The organism is Micromonospora sp. CNZ303, assembly GCF_004345505.1.
Window position 1 is genome coordinate 147,208 of record NZ_SLVT01000018.1, and the last position, 18,784, is coordinate 165,991.

Below are 18,784 nucleotides of genomic sequence, written 5' to 3' on the forward strand. Positions count from 1 at the left end.
GGCGGCCTCAGCGGGCGCCGAGCAGGTGCTCGACGGCGAGCTGGTTGAGCCGGACGAAGCCGAAGCCCTTGGCGGCGACGGTGTCGACGTCGAACTCCTCGAACGCGGACCGGTCGGCGAGCAGGTCGGCGTAGCCCTCGCCCGGCGCCAGCGTCGGCGTGCCCAGGTCGGCGACCCGGCTCGCGGCCAGCGCCTCGGCCACCTCCGGGTCGGCCCGGAACGCCGCCGCCCGCTCCTTGAGCAGCAGATAGGTGCGCATGTTCGCCTCCGCCGACGCCCAGACGCCGGTCATGTCCTCGGTGCGCGAGGGCTTGTAGTCGAAGTGCCGAGGGCCGTCGTAGGCGGGTCCGCCGCCGGGGCCGCCGTGCTCCAGCAGGTCGACCAGGGCGAACGCGTTGAGCAGGTCGCCGTGGCCGAAGACGAGGTCCTGGTCGTACTTGACGCCGCGCTGGCCGTTGAGGTCGATGTGGAACAGCTTGCCCTGCCAGAGCGCCTGGGCGATGCCGTGGGCGAAGTTCAGGCCGGCCATCTGCTCGTGCCCCACCTCCGGGTTGAGCCCGACCAGCTCGGGGCGGGCCAGGGTGGAGATGAAGGCCAGGGCGTGCCCGACGGTGGGCAGGAGGATGTCGCCGCGCGGCTCGTTCGGCTTGGGCTCGATGGCGAAGCGCAGGTCGTAGCCGGAGTCGACGACGTACTGGCAGAGCAGGTCGACGGCCTCCCGGTAGCGGTCCAGCGCGGCCCGCACGTCCTTGGCGAGGTCGTACTCGGCGCCCTCCCGGCCGCCCCACATCACGAAGGTGCGGGCGCCCAGCTCCGCGGCGAGGTCGACGTTGCGCAGCACCTTGCGCAGCGCGTAGCGCCGGACGTCGCGGTCGTTGCTGGTGAAGCCGCCGTCCTTGAAGACGGGGTGGGTGAAGAGGTTGGTGGTCACCATCGGGACCACCAGGCCGGTCTCGTCGAGTGCCTTGCGGAAGCGGGCCACGTGCTGGTCGCGGGTGGCGGCGTCCGCGCCGAAGGGCACCAGGTCGTCGTCGTGGAACGTGATCCCGTACGCCCCCAGCCCGGCGAGCCGGTGCACCGCCTCGACCGGGTCCAGCTCGGGGCGGGTGGCGTCGCCGAACGGGTCGCGGGCCTGCCAGCCCACCGTCCAGAGGCCGAAGGAGAACTTGTCGGCGGGGGTGGGACGGGGTGCCATGGCAGACCTCCGAGGTGTCGTCCGCTATTTGTTCAGTGGTTGAATTATTTGGCGGGCCTGTGGCAGTGTCAAGGGGTGACCCGACCCGACGCCCCGCCCGGCCCGGTGCGGCAGGGCAGCCTGCGCGAGTGGAACCTCGCCGTGGTGCTCGGCCGGATCGCCGCCGCCGACCGCCCGCCCTCCCGGGCCGAGCTGGCCGCCGGCACCGGCCTCACCCGGGCCACCGTCTCGGCCGTGGTGGAGGACCTGCTCGCCGGCCGGCTGGTCGCCGAGTCGGAGCCGACGCCCCGGACCGGCGCGGGACGGCCCTCGCGGGGCCTGGTGCTCGCCACAGAGGGTCCGGCCGGGCTCGGCCTGGAGGTCAACGTCGACTACCTGGCCGCCTGCGTGGTCGACCTCGCCGGCCAGGTCCGCCACCACACCGTGCACCGCGCCGACCTGCGGCCCCTCTCCCCCGCCGAGGCGCTCGCCCGACTGGCCGACCTGGCCGCCCGCGCCCACGCCGACGCCGCCCGCGAGGGGCTCACCCTGGCCGGCGCCGCCCTCGCGGTACCCGGCCTGGTCGACGACGCCGGCCTGGTCCGTCTCGCCCCGAACCTGGGCTGGCGCGACGTGCCCGTCCCCGCGCTGCTCGCCGAGGGGCCGCCGCTGACCGCGCACGTCGACGGCGTACCGCCGCTGGTGGTCGACAACGAGGCCAACCTCGCCGCGCTGGGCGAGCTGCACGCCGGGCCGGCGGGCCGGGCCAGCTTCCTGCACATCTCCGGCGAGGTCGGCATCGGTGCCGGGATCGTGCTCGACGGAGCCCTGTTCCGGGGCGCGCGTGGCTGGAGCGGGGAGATCGGTCACCTCCCGATCCGGCCCGACGGCCCGCCCTGCCGGTGCGGCGGGCGGGGCTGCCTGGAGACGTACACCGGTCAGGAGGCGATCCTCGCCGCGGCCGGCCTCGCCGGCGCGGACCTGCCGGCGGACACCGCGACGACCCGGCTGGCCGAGCTGGCCGGGGCCGGCGACCCGGGCGCGCTGCGGGCCCTGGCCGACGCCGGGACCGCCCTGGGGGTCGCCGTCGCCGGCGTGGTGAACCTGCTGGACCTGGACACCGTGGTGCTCGGCGGCGGGTACGCCCCGCTGGCGCCGTGGCTGCGCCCGCCGGTGCTCGCCGAGATCTCCCGGCGGGTGCTCACCGCGGCCTGGTCGCCGGTCACCGTCCGCCCGGCGTCCCTCGGCGCCGCCGCCGCGGCGGTCGGCGGGGCCGGTTCGGTGGTACGCCGGATCCTGGCGCGCCCCGCCGGCTGGCTGGCCCGGGCGGCCTGAGCCGGATTCCCCCGACGGCGGCGTCGCCGCGCCTCGGTACGCTTGTCCCAAGGCAACGACCCCCCATCCGAGGAGAGCACGACCAGCATGCGCACAGGTCGACCGACCGGGGCGCCCGGCGAGCGGCGGTGACCACCGTTCCCGGAGGCGGTGGCACGTGCCCGGCCGAGGGCGGGCGGCCCGGCCGCATCTCCCCCGGCCCCGCGCACCCGGTCGACTCCCGGCTGACCCGGGAGGTGCTCGACGGGCTCACGGAGGCGGTCGTGACGACCGACCGGACGGGGCTGGTGACCCTGGTCAACGCGACGGCGGCCGCCCTGCTCCCCGAGCTCGTGCCCGGCACGGACCTGCGCACCTGTCCCATACCGGCCGTGGCCCGGTCGGCGGGGGCCGGAGCGGACAGCTTCGACGTCGAACACGGCGGTCGCCGGCTGCGGGGCGTACGACGCGACCTGGCCGACGGGCGGCACGCCTGGTACGTGCGGGACGTCACCGAGGAACACGCGCGCGCCGAGGCGCTCGACGTCGAGCGGTCCCGGACCACGTTCCTCGCCCAGGCCGGCAGCCGCCTCGGGCTGTCCCTCCAGCGCGAGCAGACGCTGCGGACCGCCACGACCCTGCCCGTGCCCTACCTGGCCGACCTGGCCATGGTGGTCCACCTGCCGCCCCCGCCCGCGGAGGGCCAGCCGCACTGGATCCGGTACGACGGGGTGGATCCCGCCCCGGCGACCGGGCTGGCGACCTGGTCGCTGACCGACTCGCTGCCCGGCCTGGCCGAGGCGCTGGCCGGGCACGCGGCCAACCCGGCCCCGTGGCCGGACCAGGAGACGGCCGGCCTGTCCACCGTGCTTCCGCCCGGCTTCGGCCGGCCCGGCACCGTGCTGGTCAGCCCCATGCGGGGCGCCGGGCGCACCACCGGCGCCCTGGTGCTGGTCCGGCGCGCCGGGCGGGCCGGCTTCGCCGGGCGCGACATCGAGCTGGCCCGGGAGTTCGCCGCCCGCGCGGGCGCGGCCCTCGGCGCCGCCGAACTCTACGGCGAACAGGTCCACCTGGCCCGGGTGTTGCAGAACAGCCTGCTCCCGTCCGACCTGCCGGCCGTGCCGGGCGCCACCCTCGCCGGCGGGTACCGGGCGGCCGGGGACCGGCTGCGCATCGGCGGCGACTTCTACGACGTCTTCCCCATCCCCCGGGGCGCGATCTTCGCCCTCGGGGACGTGGCCGGCAAGGGCGTCGGCGCGGCCGTCCTCACCGGGCGGGTCCGCCAGTCCCTGCGGACCCTGCGCCTGGTCGAGCAGCGGCCGCTGGAGTTGATGCGGCTGCTCAACCAGGCGCTCTTCGACTCCCCGGACGCGGCCCGCCGCAGCCAGTTCACCACCCTGCTGCTCGGCACCCTCCACGCCGCGCCCGGCGGCGGGTGCACCGTCCGGATCGCCGGCGGCGGCCACCCGTCCCCGCTGCTGGTCCGCGCCGACGGTGGGGTCGCCCCGGTCGCGGTCGGCGGGATGCCGGTGGGCGCACTGGCCGCCGCCCGGTTCACCGAGGCGGAGCTGTGCCTCGGCCCCGGCGAGCTGCTGCTCGCGTACACCGACGGGGTCGTGGAGGCGCGCGGTGGCCCCGGCGGCCAGGAGATGTTCGGCGAGGAACGGCTGCGCGCGGCGCTGGCCTCGGCCGCCGGGCTGGCCCCGGCCGCGCTGGTCGACCGGCTCCTCGATGCCGTCGACGAGTGGCTCGACGGGCAGAGCCAGGACGACATCGCGATGCTGGTCGTCGCGGCGGCAGCGCCCTGACCGGCCGAACCGTCGCGGCCGGGCGCCCGCCGGCCGCGCCCGATCCTTCGGCGGGCCCCGTCGACGGAAACCGGGGCCCACTCCGGCCGGATCAGGCCGTCCTGGCCACCCGTGGCTCGTTCCCCGGCCGCTCCTGCGCCGGTAGGCCGACCGGACGCTCCCGCGGCACCGCCGACCAGGGTCCCGCCGCCTCGACGGACTGCACGGAGGCGTTCCGGTGCCGCGCCGCCTCGTCGAACTCCCGCATGCCCCGCAGCAGAGCCTGCCGCCCCTCGGCGGTCATGTCGGCCAGGATCGCCGCGAGCTGCTGGCGCCGGTCGTCCCGCAGCTCGGCGAGGAGCCGGCGGGACTCCGGGGTGAGGTGCAGCGAGATCTCCCGCCGGTCGAACCGGCCGGGCTCCCGTTCCAGCATGCCCGCCGCCACCAGGCGGTCGCAGAGCCGGCTGGCGGAGGAGAGCAGCATGTCGAGCCCGGTGGCCAGGCGGCGGAGGTTGATGCCCTCGTGCTGCTCGACCAGCATGATCGCGCGCAACTGCGCGCCGGAGACCCGGCTGGTCGTCCGCTCCCGCGCGGCCTCCCAGACCGTCAGCAGGGCATCGGCCACCGCGTCGAGCTCGACCGCCATACTCGTCTCGGGTCCGGAGGGACCGTGCAGTTCCGCCATGGTGGGGCCGAGACTACTCCGAATCCCCACGTCTGGGCTCGTGACGAAGGAGCGATGATGAGCGAACCGGTCAACCGGGCACGGCGCGCCCTCAATGAGGCGCCCGCCGACCTGTTGCTGGACCGGATCGCCGGCGTCCTGGCCGCGGACTACGGGATCGCCCGCGTGGAACTGCTCCAGGTCGACTACCGGCTGGCGGCCCTGCTGCCGCTCGTCGGGGACGAGCCCGTCACCGCGCCGGGGCATCCGGCCTGGCGCTGCTTCGACCACCAGACCCCGATCGTCGCCGACGGCACCGGATACCTCCCGGTGTCCATGCGCGGGGAACGCCGCGGCGTGCTGGTGGTGACCCCCTCGCCGGCCCGGCCGGCCGCCCTCGACGAGCTGACGGAGATCGCCACCGCGCTCGCCCATGAGATCGCCGCGGTCACCGACGGCACGGACGTGTACCGGAGCGCGCGGCGTAGCAGGCGGCTCACCCTCGCCGCCGAGATGCAGTGGGAGCTGCTTCCCGGCCGCAGCCGGACCCGCCCGTCGTTCAGCCTCGCCGGGCAGCTGGAACCGGCGTACGCGGTACGCGGCGACAGCTTCGACTGGTCCGACGACGGCAGCCGGGTCTGGTTGGCGACCATCAACGGCACGGGTGAGGGGGTGGCCGCCGCCATGCTCACCTCGCTCACCACCCACGCGCTGCGCAACGCCCGCCGGTCCGGGCTCGCCCTCGCCGACCAGGCGGCCCTCGCCGACCAGGCGGTCTACGACCTGCACCGGGGGGACCAGCACCTCGCGGTACTGCTGATGGAGCTGGACCTGCGATCGGGGCACCTCACCGTGGTCGACGCCGGGTCGCCCCGCCTCGTGCTGCTGCGCGACGGGCAGGTCCGGGAGCTGCCGCTGGAAGCGCAGTTCCCGCTTGGCATGTTCGAGGCCACCGACTACCGGGAGCAGCACTTCGAGCTGTGCCGCGACGACCGGCTCTTCGTGGTCAGCGACGGCGTCATCGAGGCCACCGGGCAGGACGTCCGGTACGGCGAGACCGCGCTCGACCGGTTCCTGCGCCGGACCGGACCGATGGAGCCGCTGGACGCCGTCCGCTCGCTGATCGGCGACCTGCGCGCGTTCGTCGCCGGCGACCTGACCGACGACGCGGTGGTGGTGTGCCTGGACTGGACGGGCCCGCAGGACTGAGCGTCCGGCCGCTCAGTACGCCCCGCGGCTGTTGACCACCGCGCCGAAGGTCTTCCAGAGGATCGTCAGGTCGGCCGCGAGCGACCAGTTCTCCACGTAGTAGAGGTCGAGCCGGATGCCGTCCTCCCAGCTCAGGTCGGAGCGGCCGCTCACCTGCCAGAGGCCGGTCATGCCCGGCTTGACCAGCAGCCGGCGGGCCACGTCGCCGTCGTAGCGGGCCACCTCCGAGGGCAGCGGCGGGCGGGGGCCGACCAGGCTCATGTGCCCGAGGAGGACGTTGACCAGCTGCGGCAGCTCGTCCAGCGACCACTTGCGCAGCAGCCGCCCGATGCGGGTCACCCGCGGGTCGTCGCGCATCTTGAACATCAGGCCGTCGGTCTCGTTGCGGACGGCCAGCGCGGCCAGCAGGGCGTCGGCGTTGACCACCATGGTGCGGAACTTGTAGACGCCGAACTCCCGCCCGCCCTGCCCGACCCGGGTCTGCCGGAACAGCACCGGCCCCCGGCTGTCGACCTTGATCGCCAGCGCGATGGCGGCCAGCAGCGGCAGCAGCAGCGTCAGCGCCACCGACGAGACGGCCCGGTCGACGAAGCCCTTGACCAGCTTGCGGGCCCCGCGGAACTCGGGCGCCTCGACGTGGATCAGCGGCAGGCCGGCGACCGGCCGGGTGTGGATGCGCGGGCCGGCGACATCGGTCAGCGCCGGGGCCACCACCAGGTCGATGCCGGTGCCCTCCAGCTGCCAGCCCAGCCGGCGCAGGCGGGTGGCGGTCAGCTCGCCGGAGGCGGTCACCGCGACGGTGTCCGCGCCGATGGCGGTGGCCGCCTCGGGGATGCCCCGGAACGAACCGACCACCGGCACGTCGCCCAGCCGCTGCGCGACCGGGGCGAGCAGCGCGTCCGGGATGCAGGCCCCGACCACCTGGTAGCCCGCGTACGGCTCGCGCCGCAGGGTGTGCACCAGCTCCAGCACGTGCGCGGTGTCGCCGACCACCAGCACCTTGCGCGACCAGCCGGCGCCCTCGGAGCGCGCCCGGTGCAGCCGCTTGCGGGCGGCGAACCGGGCCAGCTCCAGGCCGAGCATGCCGACGGCGAACGAGATGCCGAGGAATCCCCGGGAGACGCCCACGTCGGCGATGTAGCCGGCGATCGCGATGCCGCCGGCGAGGCGCAGGCTGGCGGTGCCGACCCGCCGGTACTCGTCGGCGCCGTAGCCGAGGACGCGGTCGTCGTAGCAGCGCAGCACCCGCAGCGAGACCAGCCAGGCGAGGACCAGCCCGGGGGCGACCAGGACGTACGGGATCTTCGATCCGCCGGGGGCGTCGTCGCCGAACCGGGCGACGTACCCGACGAGCACGGCGATGGTCAGGACGGTGGTGTCCAGCACCACCAGGGAGCGGACGTAGGCACGCTCGCGGGTGCGGGCCGGCCCTGGCCGTGGTTCGTCCGATCTCGACGACGTGCTGGCGGGGGTCAACAGCGTCGCTGAGGTCACCGGCCCTCCCCACTTCGGTCGCCGACGGCCCGTACGCCGGGCCCGGGTCGTGGGCCGGCCGTAGGGGCACCAGGACATCGTGCCCCGACAACCCCGCTCGCCGATTGCTTCGGACGCATTACCGTCACTACTTTCCCCGAGGAACCCCTTGCGGGGAAAGGGCCCACGGCACCGGATCCCGTGCGGCGGGTGCGCTCCGCGCTGCGTTGCGGCTCAGGCCGGAGCCTTGCGCAGCGCGATCGCCTTGAGGAAGATGTCGCCGATCTTGGTCGGGTCCTCGGTGACGAAGGCACCTCCGCCGGTGACGTCGGTGATCGACTTCAGCTCGGCCTTGCTCACGTCGCTGCCGATACCGATGATCACGACCTGCACCGGCCGCTCCGGGTCCTTGAGCTTGTTCAGCTCGGCCAGGAGCTTCTGCTGCGTGATGCCGTCGGAGTCCTCGTTCTTGCCGTCGGTGAACAGCACGATCGAGTTGACCCGGCCGGGCTCCCAGTTGTCCTGCACCTCCTGGTACGCCGCCAGCACCGTGTCGTAGAGGCCGGTGTCACCGTTCGACGAGCGGATCGAGCCCAGGGACTGCTCCAGCTTGCCGCGCTGGCGGGACAGCGGCCCGATGGTGAGCAGTTCCCGATGGTCGCGGGGGCCCACCAGCTGCGTGGAGAACGTCCAGAGACCGATCGACCAGGAGTCGTCGAAGAGGTTCAGCCCGCGCCGGGCCGCCTCGACGGTGACCTGCTGCCGGGTCGCGTTGCCGGCGTTGGCCACCTTCTCCTTCATCGACCCGGAGACGTCGATGACGGCGAGCATCCGGCCGGACTGGGTGGCGATCGACCAGCTGGAGACGGCGCGTTCCATGGCCTGCGGGTCGAGCCCGCCCGGAGCCGATCCGCCGCCGTTGGGCGGCGGGGCGGGCGCGCCGCCGGCCGGGCTGGGCGCGCCCTGCGGAGCGTCGAAGCCCGCGCCCCAGTTGCCGTCCGGCGCGCGCAGCGACCGGCCCGCCAACTGGTCCCGGAAGTCGTCGGTGACGAGCACCTCGTAGAGCACCCTCGCCGCCGCCGCCTTGGCCGGCTCGATGCCGGGCAGCACCGCGTACGGGTAGTCCAGCGGCGCGGGCGCCGGCTCCAGGTAGAGCGCGGCCAGCGGCACCGGCGGCTTCTTGCTGTTGTACTGGATCACGTCCTCTTCCGAGAGCGCCGCCGCACCCAGGCTGCTCGCGATCGTCGTGGGATCCGAGGCGGTGGGGAACCGGGCGAGCAGGTCCGGCCGCAGCGCCGAGCGGTCGGTGGCGAGCGCCCGCAGCGCGGCCACCTTCTCCTTCTCCGCGTCGGGGCCGCCGGAGGCGCTGGCGGCGGCCGTCAGCGAGAGCAGGCCGGACAGGCCGGCGGCGTCGCGGGTCGGCTCGACGATCCCGGTGCGCAACGGCTTGTCGCTCTGCACCTGCTGCAGGAGCTGGGTCCAGCTGAACTTCTTCTGCGGCCAGCCGAGCCGGGTGGCGATCGGCACCGGCATCGCCACGACCACCGGGCTGCGGGCGATGGACGCCCCGTTGCCCGGCTCGAAGGCGGTGGCGCCACCGGTCTTGAGCCGCAGCAGCCACGTGGAGGAGTCGGGCACCCAGACGTCCGGACTGACCGAGGTGCCGCTGGCCTGCCCCACGCCGGCCAGGGTGACGCCGTGCTTGGCGGCGACCGTCGCGGCCACGTCGACCGGATCGGACGCCGTGACGTTCACCGCGATGCAGGTGCCGCCCACCGCGGCACCGTCCTTCATCCAGCGCGCGGCGGCGGCGTCGACCGCCGGGGCGAGCTCGGCCGCGACCGCGACGGACAGCTCGGTCCGGCCTGAGCAGTTCGGTTGCGCCAGCTGCTGGTAGCCGAACCAGCCGCCGGCCGTGACGGCGAGGACGCCCACGGCAGCGGCGGCGGTGGCTGCGTGGAAATTCGTACGCATGCGATGGCGGCCTGCTGACACGGGACCATCTTGCGGACCTGTCGGGACGACTGCCACGGGCCGTTCGGACGAAAGTTACGCAGGAGAAATAGTTGATCACCAAATTGCTACGGTGGGTGATTATGCCGCCCCGTCGCGTCGATGGCGCGGAGATGTTGGCTGGTCAGGGCAGCACGCAGGTGGGGGACGTCACAGCCACCGGCTCCCCGACCGGGGCCGGAACGCCGGTGCCCACGTCCACCCGGAGGACCCGGATCATGTCGGCCCGCTCGTCGGCGACGTAGAGGTGCTCCCCGGCCAGGGCGAAGTGCCGCGGCCACTCCCCGCCCGTGTCCACCTCGGCGACCAGCTCCGGCAGCTCGCCGGCGACGGCGAAGACCGCGACGGTGCCCACTCCCCGGTTGGCGACGTAGAGGAAGCGTCCGTCCGGGCCGACCGCGATCTCCGACGGCTGGACGGGCCCGGTGCGGTCGCTGGCCTCGACGCGGCCCCGCTGGTGCAGCGCGCCGTCGCCGGTCAGCTCGTAGGCGGTCACCGAACCGTCCAACTCCCCCGCCACCCAGCAGCGCCGCCCGTCCGGATGCCGGGCCAGGTGCCGGGGACCGACGCCGGCGGCCGTGCGCACCCGGGGTGCCCGGGGCACCAGCCGGCCGGAGGATGCGTCCAGGTCGTACCGGTAGATCGAGTCGGTGCCCAGGTCGACCGCGAGCAGCGGCCCCCGGTCCGGGTCGGGGTTCACCATGTGGGCGTGCGCGCGCTCCTGGCGCTCCCGGTCCGGCCCGTGCCCCTCGTGCTGCACCAGGTCGCTGCGCTCGCCGGGCACCCCGTCGGGGTCGAGCGGGAACACCGTCACGCTGCCGCCGCCGTAGTTGGCCACCACGAGGTGACTGCCGTCCGGGACGACCGCCAGGTGGCAGGGCTCCGCGCCCCCGGTGGGCCGGGTACCGAGCGGGCTCAGGTCGCCGTCGGCCCCGACGCGGAAGGCGCTGACCTGCCCGTCGGGCAGCTCGTTCACCGCGTAGAGCACAGGCAGCCGCGGGTGCCGGGCCAGGAAGGAGGGCGAGGGGGTGACCGCGACGGTGCCGAGCGGGGTCAGCTCACCGGAGACGGGGTCCCGCCGCGCCGCGACGATGCCGGCGGCCCGGCCCCCGCTGTGCGCCGTGTAGCCGCCGATGTGGACGACCTCGCCCTGACCTGTCACCGCGTCCGCCTTCCGCCGATTCCTCCGTCGATCCCACCAGCGTTCCCACTGGGCCGCCCGCTTAGCCCCGAAACCCCCACCGAATCGTGGCGGCCCGCCGGCAGAGGCCAGCCGGGCCGCCGGAAGAGGCCTGTCGGCCGCCGCCGGCTCAGGCCGCCGGCACGGGCTCGCCGCGCTGCCGGGCCACGTGCTCGACCAGCGCGATCAGCACCTCCTTGCCCGACTGCCGGTCCCGCGCGTCGCAGAGCACCAGCGGCACGTCGGGGTCGAGGTCCAGCGCCTGGCGTACGGACTCCAGGCTGAACCGGCGGGCGCCGTCGAAGCAGTTCACCCCCACCACGAACGGGACGCCCCGCTGCTCGAAGTAGTCGATCGACGGGAAGCAGTCGGCCAGTCGGCGGGTGTCGGCGAGCACCACGGCCCCGAGCGCGCCGAACGCCAGCTCATCCCAGAGGAACCAGAACCGGTCCTGGCCGGGGGTGCCGAAGAGGTAGACCTGGAGGTCGTCGTTGATCGTGATCCGGCCGAAGTCCATCGCCACCGTGGTGGTCGACTTCGCCTCGACGCCGGAGAGGTCGTCGGTGCCGATGCCGGCACCGGTCAGCACCTCCTCGGTCTGCAACGGCCGGACCTCGCTGAGCGCGCTCACCAGCGTCGTCTTGCCGGCGCCGAACCCCCCGGCGATCAGGATCTTCAACGCGAGCGGGATCCGGGTGTCGGATCCGTTTCGGTCATAACGCACGGAGTCCACTGACCACCGCCTTGAGGATGTCGTCGTCGGGCAGGTATGCGGCGGCCGTCGGCTGGTGCACCGCGACCAGCCCGCGCGACAGCAGGTCGCCGAGGAGCACGCGGACCACGCCGACCGCGAGGTCGAGGTCGACCGCGAGCTCCGCGACGGGGACCGGTCGGGCGGCCAGCTCCACCAGGCGCCGGTGCTCGGGGTGCAGCTCCGGGTGGACGGTCGGGTCGGCGGCCGCCTCGGCCAGCACGTACGCGACCAGGTCGAAGCCGACCACGCCCGAGCGGACCCGGCCGCCGGTGAGGGTGTAGGGCCGTACGACCGGGCCGGCGTCGTCGTCCAGCCACTCGTGCTGCGGCCCGGGCGACTCAGCCCGCATCGGCGGTCCCCGCCGTCGTCCGGGCCGGGGCGCTGAGGTACTCCCCGACCCGGGTGACGAGCATCGCCATCTCGTACGCCACGAGGCCGATGTCCGCGTCCGCGTCGGCGACCACGGCCAGGCAGGCGCCCTGCCCGGCTGCGGTGACGAAGAGGTACGCGGACTCCATCTCCACCACGGTCTGCCGGACCGCCCCGCCGGCCACCTGCCGGCTCGCGCCCCGGGCCAGGCTGGAGAAGCCGGACGCCAGCGCGGACAGGTGCTCGGCGTCGGCACGGTCCATCCCGGCGGAGGAGCCGATCAGCAGCCCGTCCGCCGAGAGCACCACCGCCTGTCGGGCGGGCGGCACCCGTTCCACCAGATCGTCGAGCAACCAGTCGAGATCGGCGCTCTGCCTTGTCGGATGCATCAGGCGTCCCTCTCAGTCGCGGTCATGGGTTCGGTGTCCGCCGGCTGCTCGGCCGGCGTCGGGCTCGGGTCCGCACGCGGCGGGTCGGCCGGCGTCGGGCTCGGGTCCGCACGCGGCGGGTCCGGCCGGTCGGCGGCGGGCGCGGCCTGTCGCGGGGTCGTCCCGGTGGCCGCCGCGCGGCCACGCGCGGTGCCGGCCTGCAGGGCGGACATGATCCGCCGCGCCTCCTCCGGGCTGCGCGGGGCGGGACTGGCGATCACCGGTTGCCGCAGCGTCGGGCCGTCCAGCGCGGACCGCCGCCCCGGGGCGTCCCCGGGGGAGGAGTGCTCCCCGGTCGTGTCCGGGTGTCGGGGCCGGACCGCCGGAGGCCGGCGGCGTACCCGACGGGGCAGCCCGTCGACCTCCCCGGCGTCGACCGGGGCGGGACCGCCGGCAGCCGCGCTGCCCGGGGCCGAACCGGAGGCCGCGCCGCCCGGGGCCGGACCATCGGCAGCCGCGCCACTCGGGACCGGGCCAGCGGGGGCCGCGCCGTCCCGCAGGCCCCCGGACGGTACCCCGGCCGGCCCCGGCCGCGCGTGGCCCGTGCCGGCGCGCGCGGCGCGGGAGGAGGCCGGAGCCCCGGCGGAGCGGGCCGTGGCGGGCCCGGTCGAGCGGGCCGGGCGGGGCAGCGTGCCCAGCCGGCTCGCCCGGGCGAGCCGCCGCTCCTCCGATGTCGGACCGGGTCGGGGCGCCATCGGCGGGCCGCCGGTCGGGGGCAGGGAGGGCTCGTCGGTGACCAGGTCGGCGGGGATGAGCACCACGGCGGTCAGCCCGCCGCCGTCGGACGGGCGCAGCCGCACCCGGACCCCGTGCCGGGCGGCGAGGCGGGCCACCACGAAGTGTCCGAGGCGGGCGGTCTCGGAGGGTTCGAAGTCGGGCGAGCGGGCCAGCCGCCGGTTCGTGTCCTCCAGCGCGGCGGCGGACATGCCCAGGCCCCGGTCGGTGACCTCCACCGCGTAGCCGTTCGCCACGTGCTGCCCGGAGACCTCGACCCGGGTCTTGGGCGGCGAGAACGCGGTGGCGTTCTCGATCAGCTCGGCGAGCAGGTGGATCACGTCGCCGACGGCCCGCCCCAGCACGCCGGCGGGTGCCACGGTGGTGATGTCGACCCGGTCGTACGACTCGACCTCGGAGATCGCGCCCCGGACCAGGTCGACCGTCGCGACCGGGTTGCGCCAGCCCCGCCCGGGGGCCGCGCCGGCCAGGATGACCAGGTCCTCGGCGTGCCGCCGAAGCCGGGTGGCGAGGTGGTCGACGCGGAACAGCTCCGCCAGCTCGTCCGGGTCCTCGGTGTGCCGCTCCATCCGGTCGAGCAGCGCGAGCTGCCGGTGCACCAGCCCCTGGCTGCGCCGGGCGATGTTGAGGAACACCTCGTTGAGCCCCCGGCGCAGGGTCACCTCGTCGACGGCCGACTGCACGGCGGTGCGCTGCACCGCGGTGAACGCCCGCGCCACCTGGCCGATTTCGTCGCCGCCGTACTCCAGCGGGGGCGCCTCCCGGGCGACGTCGACCTGCTCGCCCCGGCGCAGCCGGGCCACCACGTCGGGCAGCCGGTGCTCGGCCGTCTCCAGCGCGGCCGTGCGTACGCCGGAGAGCCGGTGCGCGAGGTTGCGGCCGACCCGCAGCGACACGAGGACCGAGACCACGACGGCGGCCAGGCCCAGCAGCCCGGCGGCACCGAGGCGGACCAGGATGCGTACGGCCGACGGCACCGACCGCTCGGCGAGCCCGTCGGCCTGCGCCAGCTCGAACTCCCGCAGCGCCTGCTGCACCGCCTGGTAGTTCTCCTGCCAGGCCCTCGGGTCCACGGTCGGCCGGGTGGCGGAGCCGGCGCCCACCAGCTCGTCCTGCATCGCCCGCAGCCGGCTGAAGGCCGCCCCCTCGGTCAGCCGCTGGAACGCGGCACGCTCGGCGTCCGGCAGGTCGGCGATCGCCGTCTCGGCGAGGAACCGCTGGTTGCCGACGGTCTGCACGAGTTGGAGGTGCTCGCCGTCGGCGAACCGGCCGGCGGTGAACGCCCCGGCGAGCAGGGCGTCGGTCTGCCCGAGCAGCTCCCGGGACCGGCCGAGCCCGGTGACGGCCAGGGCCTGCCGGTTGAGTTCCCGGTCGGGCAGGTTGGCCATCGCGGAGAACGCCTGGAAGGCCGAATTGATCATCCCGCTGTAGAGCCCGACCGCGCCGGCCCGGTCCACCGCCCGCCGGTCGATGAACCCCCGCCCGGCGGGCAGCGCGTCCAGCGCGGTGACCAGCTGGTCGAGCCGGGCGTCGAGGATGTCGTCGGCGGCGTCGCGCAGCTCCTCCCCGCCGACCCGCCGGCGCAGCTCCGCGATCGCCCGGTCGGTCCGCTGCCGCTGCTCGGCGAGCCCCGGCGCGTCGCTGTCGCCCGCCAACTGCACCACCGAGAGCCGGCGTTCCCGTTGCAGCTCCGCCACCACCGTCTCGCCGGGACGGCCGAGGTCGTAGAGGAGCGTCCGGGCGGCGAGCAGATCGAGGGCGGGCCCGAAGGTGAGCGTGGTGGCGAAGATCCAGAGTGCCAGCAGCGCGGTCACCGGCACGACGACCAGTGCGGTCAGCTTCGAGCGGATCGGCCAGTCGCGGGTGTTCAATCAGACCTCGCCCGAAAGGTGTGGCTGTGGGGGCGCCGGCGCCGGCCGGGCAGCGTCGCGGTCGGACTGTTCCGGCCCGCGGTGCCGGGCAGGTCCGGCTGACGCCTTGGGCAGGATACGTAATCCTCGCCCGATGCACTACCGTCCGTCGCGCCGGGCCTACCGGACGAACGTCCATGATCGACGAACGCCCCGCCGGGAGGCCGGCGGGGCGTTCGTCGGTGGTGCGGATCAGGCGTCGACGGAGATGCCGAGGCCCTCGGCGACCCGGCGGCCGTAGTCGGCGTCGCACTGGCTGAAGTGCCAGACCATCTTCTCCTGGATGTGCTTGTCGCACTGGGCCAGCAGGGTGGTGAGGTTGAGGATCAGGTCGTCCCGCTCCCAGTCGGCCATCTCGCGGTAGCGCCGGCCGGCCTGGGAGTAGTTGTTCTGCCGCTCGATCGGGGCCTTCATGACCTGGCCCGAGACGAACGGACGATACTCCCGGTAGGACTCGTCGGCCTCCCGCAGACCGGCGACCGAGGACGGCTCGAAGTTGATGTGCGGGCTGGCGCCGCGGTCGTCCACCCCGTACGACATCTGGCCGCCGGTCTGGTTGGTGCTGACCCGCACGTCCTCGCGCGGCCGGTTGACCGGCAGCTGGAGGTAGTTCGGGCCGACCCGGTAACGCTGGGTGTCCGAGTAGGAGAACGTCCGGCCGATCAACATCTTGTCGTCGGAGAAGTCGATGCCGTCGACCAGCACGCCGGTGCCGAAGGCGATCTGCTCGTTCTCGTTGTGGTGGTCGGTGATGTTGCGGTTGAGCGTCATCATGCCGACCGGCAGGTAGGGGAAGTCCTCCGCCGGCCAGATCTTGGTGTCGTCGAGCGGGTCGAAGTCCAGCTCCGGGTGCTCGTCGTCGCTCATCACCTGGACGTTGAGCTCCCACTTCGGGTGGTCGCCGCGCTCGATCGCCTCGTAGAGGTCCTTCGAGGCGTGACCCAGCTCGGTGGCCTGGATGGCGTCCGCCTCGGTCTGGGTGAGGTTGTGCTCACCCTGCTGGGACAGCCAGTGGAACTTGACCAGCACGCCCTCGCCCTCGGCGTTGACGAGACGGTAGGTGTTCACCCCGGAGCCGCGCATCGTCCGGTAGTTCTTCGGGATGCCGTACGGGGAGAAGAGCCAGGTCAGCATGTGCATCGACTCGGGCGTGTTCGACATGAAGTCGAAGATCCGGTTCGGCTCCTGGCGGAAGGTGACCGGGTCCGGCTTCAGCGCGTGGATCACGTCCGGGAACTTGATCGCGTCGCGGATGAAGAAGACCTGGAGGTTGTTGCCCACCATGTCCCAGTTGCCGTCCTCGGTGCGGAACTTCACGGCGAAGCCGCGCGGGTCGCGCGCCGCCTCGGAGGAGTCCCGGCCGCCGATGACGGTGGAGAAGCGGATGGTCACCGGCGTCTTCTTGCCCCTGGTCTGGAACAGCTTGGCCCGGGTGTACGTCGACGCCGGCTGGTCGCCGATCGTCCCGTACGCCTCGAACTCGCCGTGCGCGACGAAGCCGCGGGCGTGCACCACCCGCTCCGGGATGCGCTCCCGGTCGAAGTGGCTGATCTTCTCCAGGAAGTGGTAGTTCTCCAGCGTCGCCGGGCCGCGCGAACCGACCGTCCGCTGCTGCTGGTTGTTGTGCACGGGGTGACCCTGACGGGTGGTGAGGATCGGCCTGTTGGCCTGCGGGTCGCTCATGGCTCTCCTCCTGTGGTCGCGGTCGTCCCCGGTCAGCTCGCACCCGGCCGGTCCGCCGGCCGGGGCGAACGAGCAGCAGTATCCGACCGGCATCACCCCACCCAAGCGCGCTTTCTGGAACGAGTCAAGTTTTGGCGGCCGGTCACGCTGTGTGACTCGTCATGCCGGGGCGGGGAATCAGCGGGGGGGCCGGGTCCGTCGGGCAGCGGGGTCCGGGTTCGTCAGGAAAGTGCCCCGGAACGGGATTGGCGGGCAGTGAGCGGAGGGAATACCACCTGACGAAGGAGGAGCCATGTCGCCCACGCAGATAGTCGTCATCGTTCTCGTCGTGCTGGTGATCGCGGCCGTAGCCGTGGCCGCCCGGTCGTACGCCCGCCGCCGCGCGCTGCGGTCGCGGTTCGGTCCCGAGTACGACCGTGCCGTCACCGAGCAGGACAGCCGGACCGCCGCCGAGCGGGAACTGCGGGAGCGGGAGCGCCGCCACGCGGAGCTCACGCTGACCCCCCTCGCCCCCGAGTCCCGGGCCCGGTACTCCGCCGCGTGGGAGGAGCTCCAGGTCCGCTTCGTCGACTCCCCCGCCGAGACCGTGGGCGAGGCGGACGAACTGGTCACCCGGCTCATCGCGGAACGTGGCTACCCCACCGGCGAGTTCTCCGACCAGATCGCCCACCTCTCCGTCGAGCACGCCCGCACGCTCGGCCACTACCGCGACGCCCACGACATCCACCTGCGTAACTCCCGGGGCGAGGCAAGCACCGAGGAGCTCCGTCAGGCCGTCGTCCACTACCGCGCCCTCTTCGCAGACCTGCTCGGCGAGGAGCCGGTCGGAGCCCGACCGCCCGCGCAGCACGACCCGGACAGCCAGCACGACGTCACGAGCCGCTAGGAGGATGACCATGCGCCAGGAAGAGCAGCGGGTGGGCAACGAGCACCCCGAGGCCGTCCGCTCCGAGCCGGTGCCGGTGCCGCCTCCGGGCGACCGGTCCGGCCGGGCCGACGTCCCCGAGGACGTCCTCGACGACCGGGGCACCTTCGACGACCCGGCGGTCGCCGACCGCGACCGGGCCGGCCGCGACGACGAGCCGTCGCGCGGCCGGGACGCCGGCCGGGGCCGGCCGGACGACCGGGACGCCGACCGCGAGGGCGGGTTCCACGAGCCGGGGCCGGTGCCGACCGCCTTCGGGGCCAGCAGCGTCGGCGGCGCGGTCGCCGCGTCCGCCCTGGCCAGCCCCCTGCCGGAGGACGAGCCCGACCCGCGTACGGAGTCGACCGCGCGGCCGGGCGACGGTGCCGTGGACGGCCCCCGGGAGGGCCGCCGGGCGGACCCGACCGCCGAGTTCCACCGTTCCGTCGGGCTCGGCGACGACCGTTCCGACGACCGGCTGGCCCGCCGGGACGGCGCCGGGGTGCTGCCGCCGGACGCCGCCGACGGTCGTCCCGAGCGCCGGGCCGACGTCACCGGGTGGGCCGGCGACCCGGAGGGCGGTGCGGCCGGGGCGGCCGGGTACGGCAGTGCCACGCCCTCGATGGTCGACCCGGACGCCGAGCACGCGCCGGCGGGGCGCCCGGCCACCGGGGAACTGGGGGCCGCCGGCACCGACCGGCCGGCGGGCGCGACGGTGGCCGCCGAACCGGCCACCCTCTTCGACCCGGCGACGGCGCAGGGCTTCCGGGACCGCTGGCGCAACGTCCAGCTGCGCTTCGTGGACGATCCCCGCGCGGCGGCCGGGGAGGCCCAGTCGCTGGTCGACGAGGCCATCCAGGCGCTCTCCTCGGCGCTGTCCGCGCAGAAGAACAAGCTGGGCGGCTGGCAGGACGCCGGCTCCGCCGACACCGAACAGCTCCGGATGGCCGTCCGCCACTACCGCGACTTCCTGGACCGGGTGCTCGGGCGCTGACCCCGGTTCCCCACAGGCGCCCCCGGCCGACCGGCCGGGGGCGCCTCCGTACGCCCACCGCTCCACAGCGGTGTAAGGAAGGGCCCCTTCCAATACCGCTTGGGTTCTAGGGATCGTTGCAACGCCTGACCTGATCAGGGGTTGCAGTGTTCGAGATCCGTGGAGATCGCCGGCCGCAGGGAGCGAAGAAGCT

At 74.6% G+C, this 18,784-nt stretch carries 15 protein-coding genes; 5 read left to right on the forward strand and 10 right to left on the reverse strand.

From position 1 onward, the window contains the following. Window positions 1-7: 7 nt before the first annotated feature. Window positions 8-1,195: a xylose isomerase gene (gene xylA / locus EV374_RS25145; protein ID WP_132239443.1), complete on the reverse strand. Its 1,188-nt coding sequence runs from the start codon at window positions 1,193-1,195 to the stop codon at window positions 8-10. A 75-nt stretch (window positions 1,196-1,270) separates the two neighbouring features. Between xylA and EV374_RS25150 the strand changes: the two genes are divergently transcribed. Together EV374_RS25150 and EV374_RS25155 are read left to right on the forward strand one after the other, a co-directional pair. Beyond that, entirely contained in the window at window positions 1,271-2,509 is a 1,239-nt protein-coding gene (locus tag EV374_RS25150; protein WP_486485944.1) for an ROK family protein, read from the forward strand. A 128-nt stretch (window positions 2,510-2,637) separates the two neighbouring features. Then, window positions 2,638-4,296, forward strand: a complete 1,659-nt coding sequence (locus EV374_RS25155) for a PP2C family protein-serine/threonine phosphatase (protein WP_486485945.1) — start codon at window positions 2,638-2,640, stop codon at window positions 4,294-4,296. A gap of 91 nt (window positions 4,297-4,387) precedes the next feature. Here the strand turns inward: EV374_RS25155 and EV374_RS25160 are convergent, their stop codons facing one another. Continuing rightward, window positions 4,388-4,960: a MarR family winged helix-turn-helix transcriptional regulator gene (locus EV374_RS25160; RefSeq protein WP_486485946.1), complete on the reverse strand. Its 573-nt coding sequence runs from the start codon at window positions 4,958-4,960 to the stop codon at window positions 4,388-4,390. 57 nt (window positions 4,961-5,017) lie between these two features. Between EV374_RS25160 and EV374_RS25165 the strand changes: the two genes are divergently transcribed. Further along, window positions 5,018-6,148, forward strand: coding sequence for a PP2C family protein-serine/threonine phosphatase (locus EV374_RS25165; RefSeq protein WP_132239445.1), 1,131 nt, complete (start codon window positions 5,018-5,020; stop codon window positions 6,146-6,148). A gap of 12 nt (window positions 6,149-6,160) precedes the next feature. Here the strand turns inward: EV374_RS25165 and EV374_RS25170 are convergent, their stop codons facing one another. The 8 genes from EV374_RS25170 to EV374_RS25205 all read right to left on the reverse strand — a co-directional run bounded on the left by EV374_RS25170 (window position 6,161) and on the right by EV374_RS25205 (window position 16,693). Next, entirely contained in the window at window positions 6,161-7,642 is a 1,482-nt protein-coding gene (locus EV374_RS25170; RefSeq protein WP_132239447.1) for a sugar transferase, read from the reverse strand. 213 nt (window positions 7,643-7,855) lie between these two features. Next, window positions 7,856-9,616 (reverse strand): substrate-binding domain-containing protein, encoded by a 1,761-nt coding sequence (locus tag EV374_RS25175; RefSeq protein ID WP_132239449.1) that lies wholly within the window; start codon window positions 9,614-9,616, stop codon window positions 7,856-7,858. Between the two features lie 142 nt (window positions 9,617-9,758). After that, entirely contained in the window at window positions 9,759-10,796 is a 1,038-nt protein-coding gene (locus EV374_RS25180; protein ID WP_132239451.1) for a lactonase family protein, read from the reverse strand. Window positions 10,797-10,944: 148 nt separating this feature from the next. Further along, window positions 10,945-11,547: an ATP/GTP-binding protein gene (locus tag EV374_RS25185; RefSeq protein WP_132239453.1), complete on the reverse strand. Its 603-nt coding sequence runs from the start codon at window positions 11,545-11,547 to the stop codon at window positions 10,945-10,947. Further along, a complete protein-coding gene (locus EV374_RS25190) occupies window positions 11,528-11,917 on the reverse strand; it encodes a DUF742 domain-containing protein (protein WP_132239455.1) in 390 nt (129 codons plus the stop codon). Before EV374_RS25190 ends, EV374_RS25185 begins: the two co-directional genes overlap by 20 nt. Then, window positions 11,907-12,326, reverse strand: a complete 420-nt coding sequence (locus tag EV374_RS25195; protein ID WP_132239457.1) for a roadblock/LC7 domain-containing protein — start codon at window positions 12,324-12,326, stop codon at window positions 11,907-11,909. Before EV374_RS25195 ends, EV374_RS25190 begins: the two co-directional genes overlap by 11 nt. Beyond that, entirely contained in the window at window positions 12,326-14,971 is a 2,646-nt protein-coding gene (locus EV374_RS25200; RefSeq protein WP_132239459.1) for a nitrate- and nitrite sensing domain-containing protein, read from the reverse strand. The genes EV374_RS25195 and EV374_RS25200 overlap by 1 nt, the downstream gene beginning before the upstream one ends. Window positions 14,972-15,202: 231 nt before the next feature. After that, entirely contained in the window at window positions 15,203-16,693 is a 1,491-nt protein-coding gene (locus tag EV374_RS25205; RefSeq protein ID WP_132239461.1) for a catalase, read from the reverse strand. A gap of 292 nt (window positions 16,694-16,985) precedes the next feature. On the opposite strand from EV374_RS25205, the gene EV374_RS25210 reads away from it, so the two are divergent. Together EV374_RS25210 and EV374_RS25215 are read left to right on the forward strand one after the other, a co-directional pair. After that, window positions 16,986-17,579 carry a hypothetical protein gene (locus EV374_RS25210; protein ID WP_132239463.1) on the forward strand — a complete coding sequence of 198 codons (594 nt, stop codon included), beginning with the start codon at window positions 16,986-16,988 and terminating at the stop codon, window positions 17,577-17,579. A 10-nt stretch (window positions 17,580-17,589) separates the two neighbouring features. Beyond that, window positions 17,590-18,591, forward strand: a complete 1,002-nt coding sequence (locus EV374_RS25215) for a hypothetical protein (RefSeq protein ID WP_132239465.1) — start codon at window positions 17,590-17,592, stop codon at window positions 18,589-18,591. Window positions 18,592-18,784: the final 193 nt, after the last annotated feature.

Coding starts and splice junctions, on each gene's coding strand:
- EV374_RS25160 (WP_486485946.1), bottom strand. CDS start 4,960: ATGGCGGAACTGCACGGTCCCTCCGGACCCGAGACGAGTATGGCGGTC.
- EV374_RS25195 (WP_132239457.1), bottom strand. CDS start 12,326: ATGCATCCGACAAGGCAGAGCGCCGATCTCGACTGGTTGCTCGACGAT.
- EV374_RS25165 (WP_132239445.1), top strand. CDS start 5,018: ATGAGCGAACCGGTCAACCGGGCACGGCGCGCCCTCAATGAGGCGCCC.
- EV374_RS25215 (WP_132239465.1), top strand. CDS start 17,590: ATGCGCCAGGAAGAGCAGCGGGTGGGCAACGAGCACCCCGAGGCCGTC.
- EV374_RS25210 (WP_132239463.1), top strand. CDS start 16,986: ATGTCGCCCACGCAGATAGTCGTCATCGTTCTCGTCGTGCTGGTGATC.
- EV374_RS25205 (WP_132239461.1), bottom strand. CDS start 16,693: ATGAGCGACCCGCAGGCCAACAGGCCGATCCTCACCACCCGTCAGGGT.
- EV374_RS25190 (WP_132239455.1), bottom strand. CDS start 11,917: ATGCGGGCTGAGTCGCCCGGGCCGCAGCACGAGTGGCTGGACGACGAC.
- xylA (WP_132239443.1), bottom strand. CDS start 1,195: ATGGCACCCCGTCCCACCCCCGCCGACAAGTTCTCCTTCGGCCTCTGG.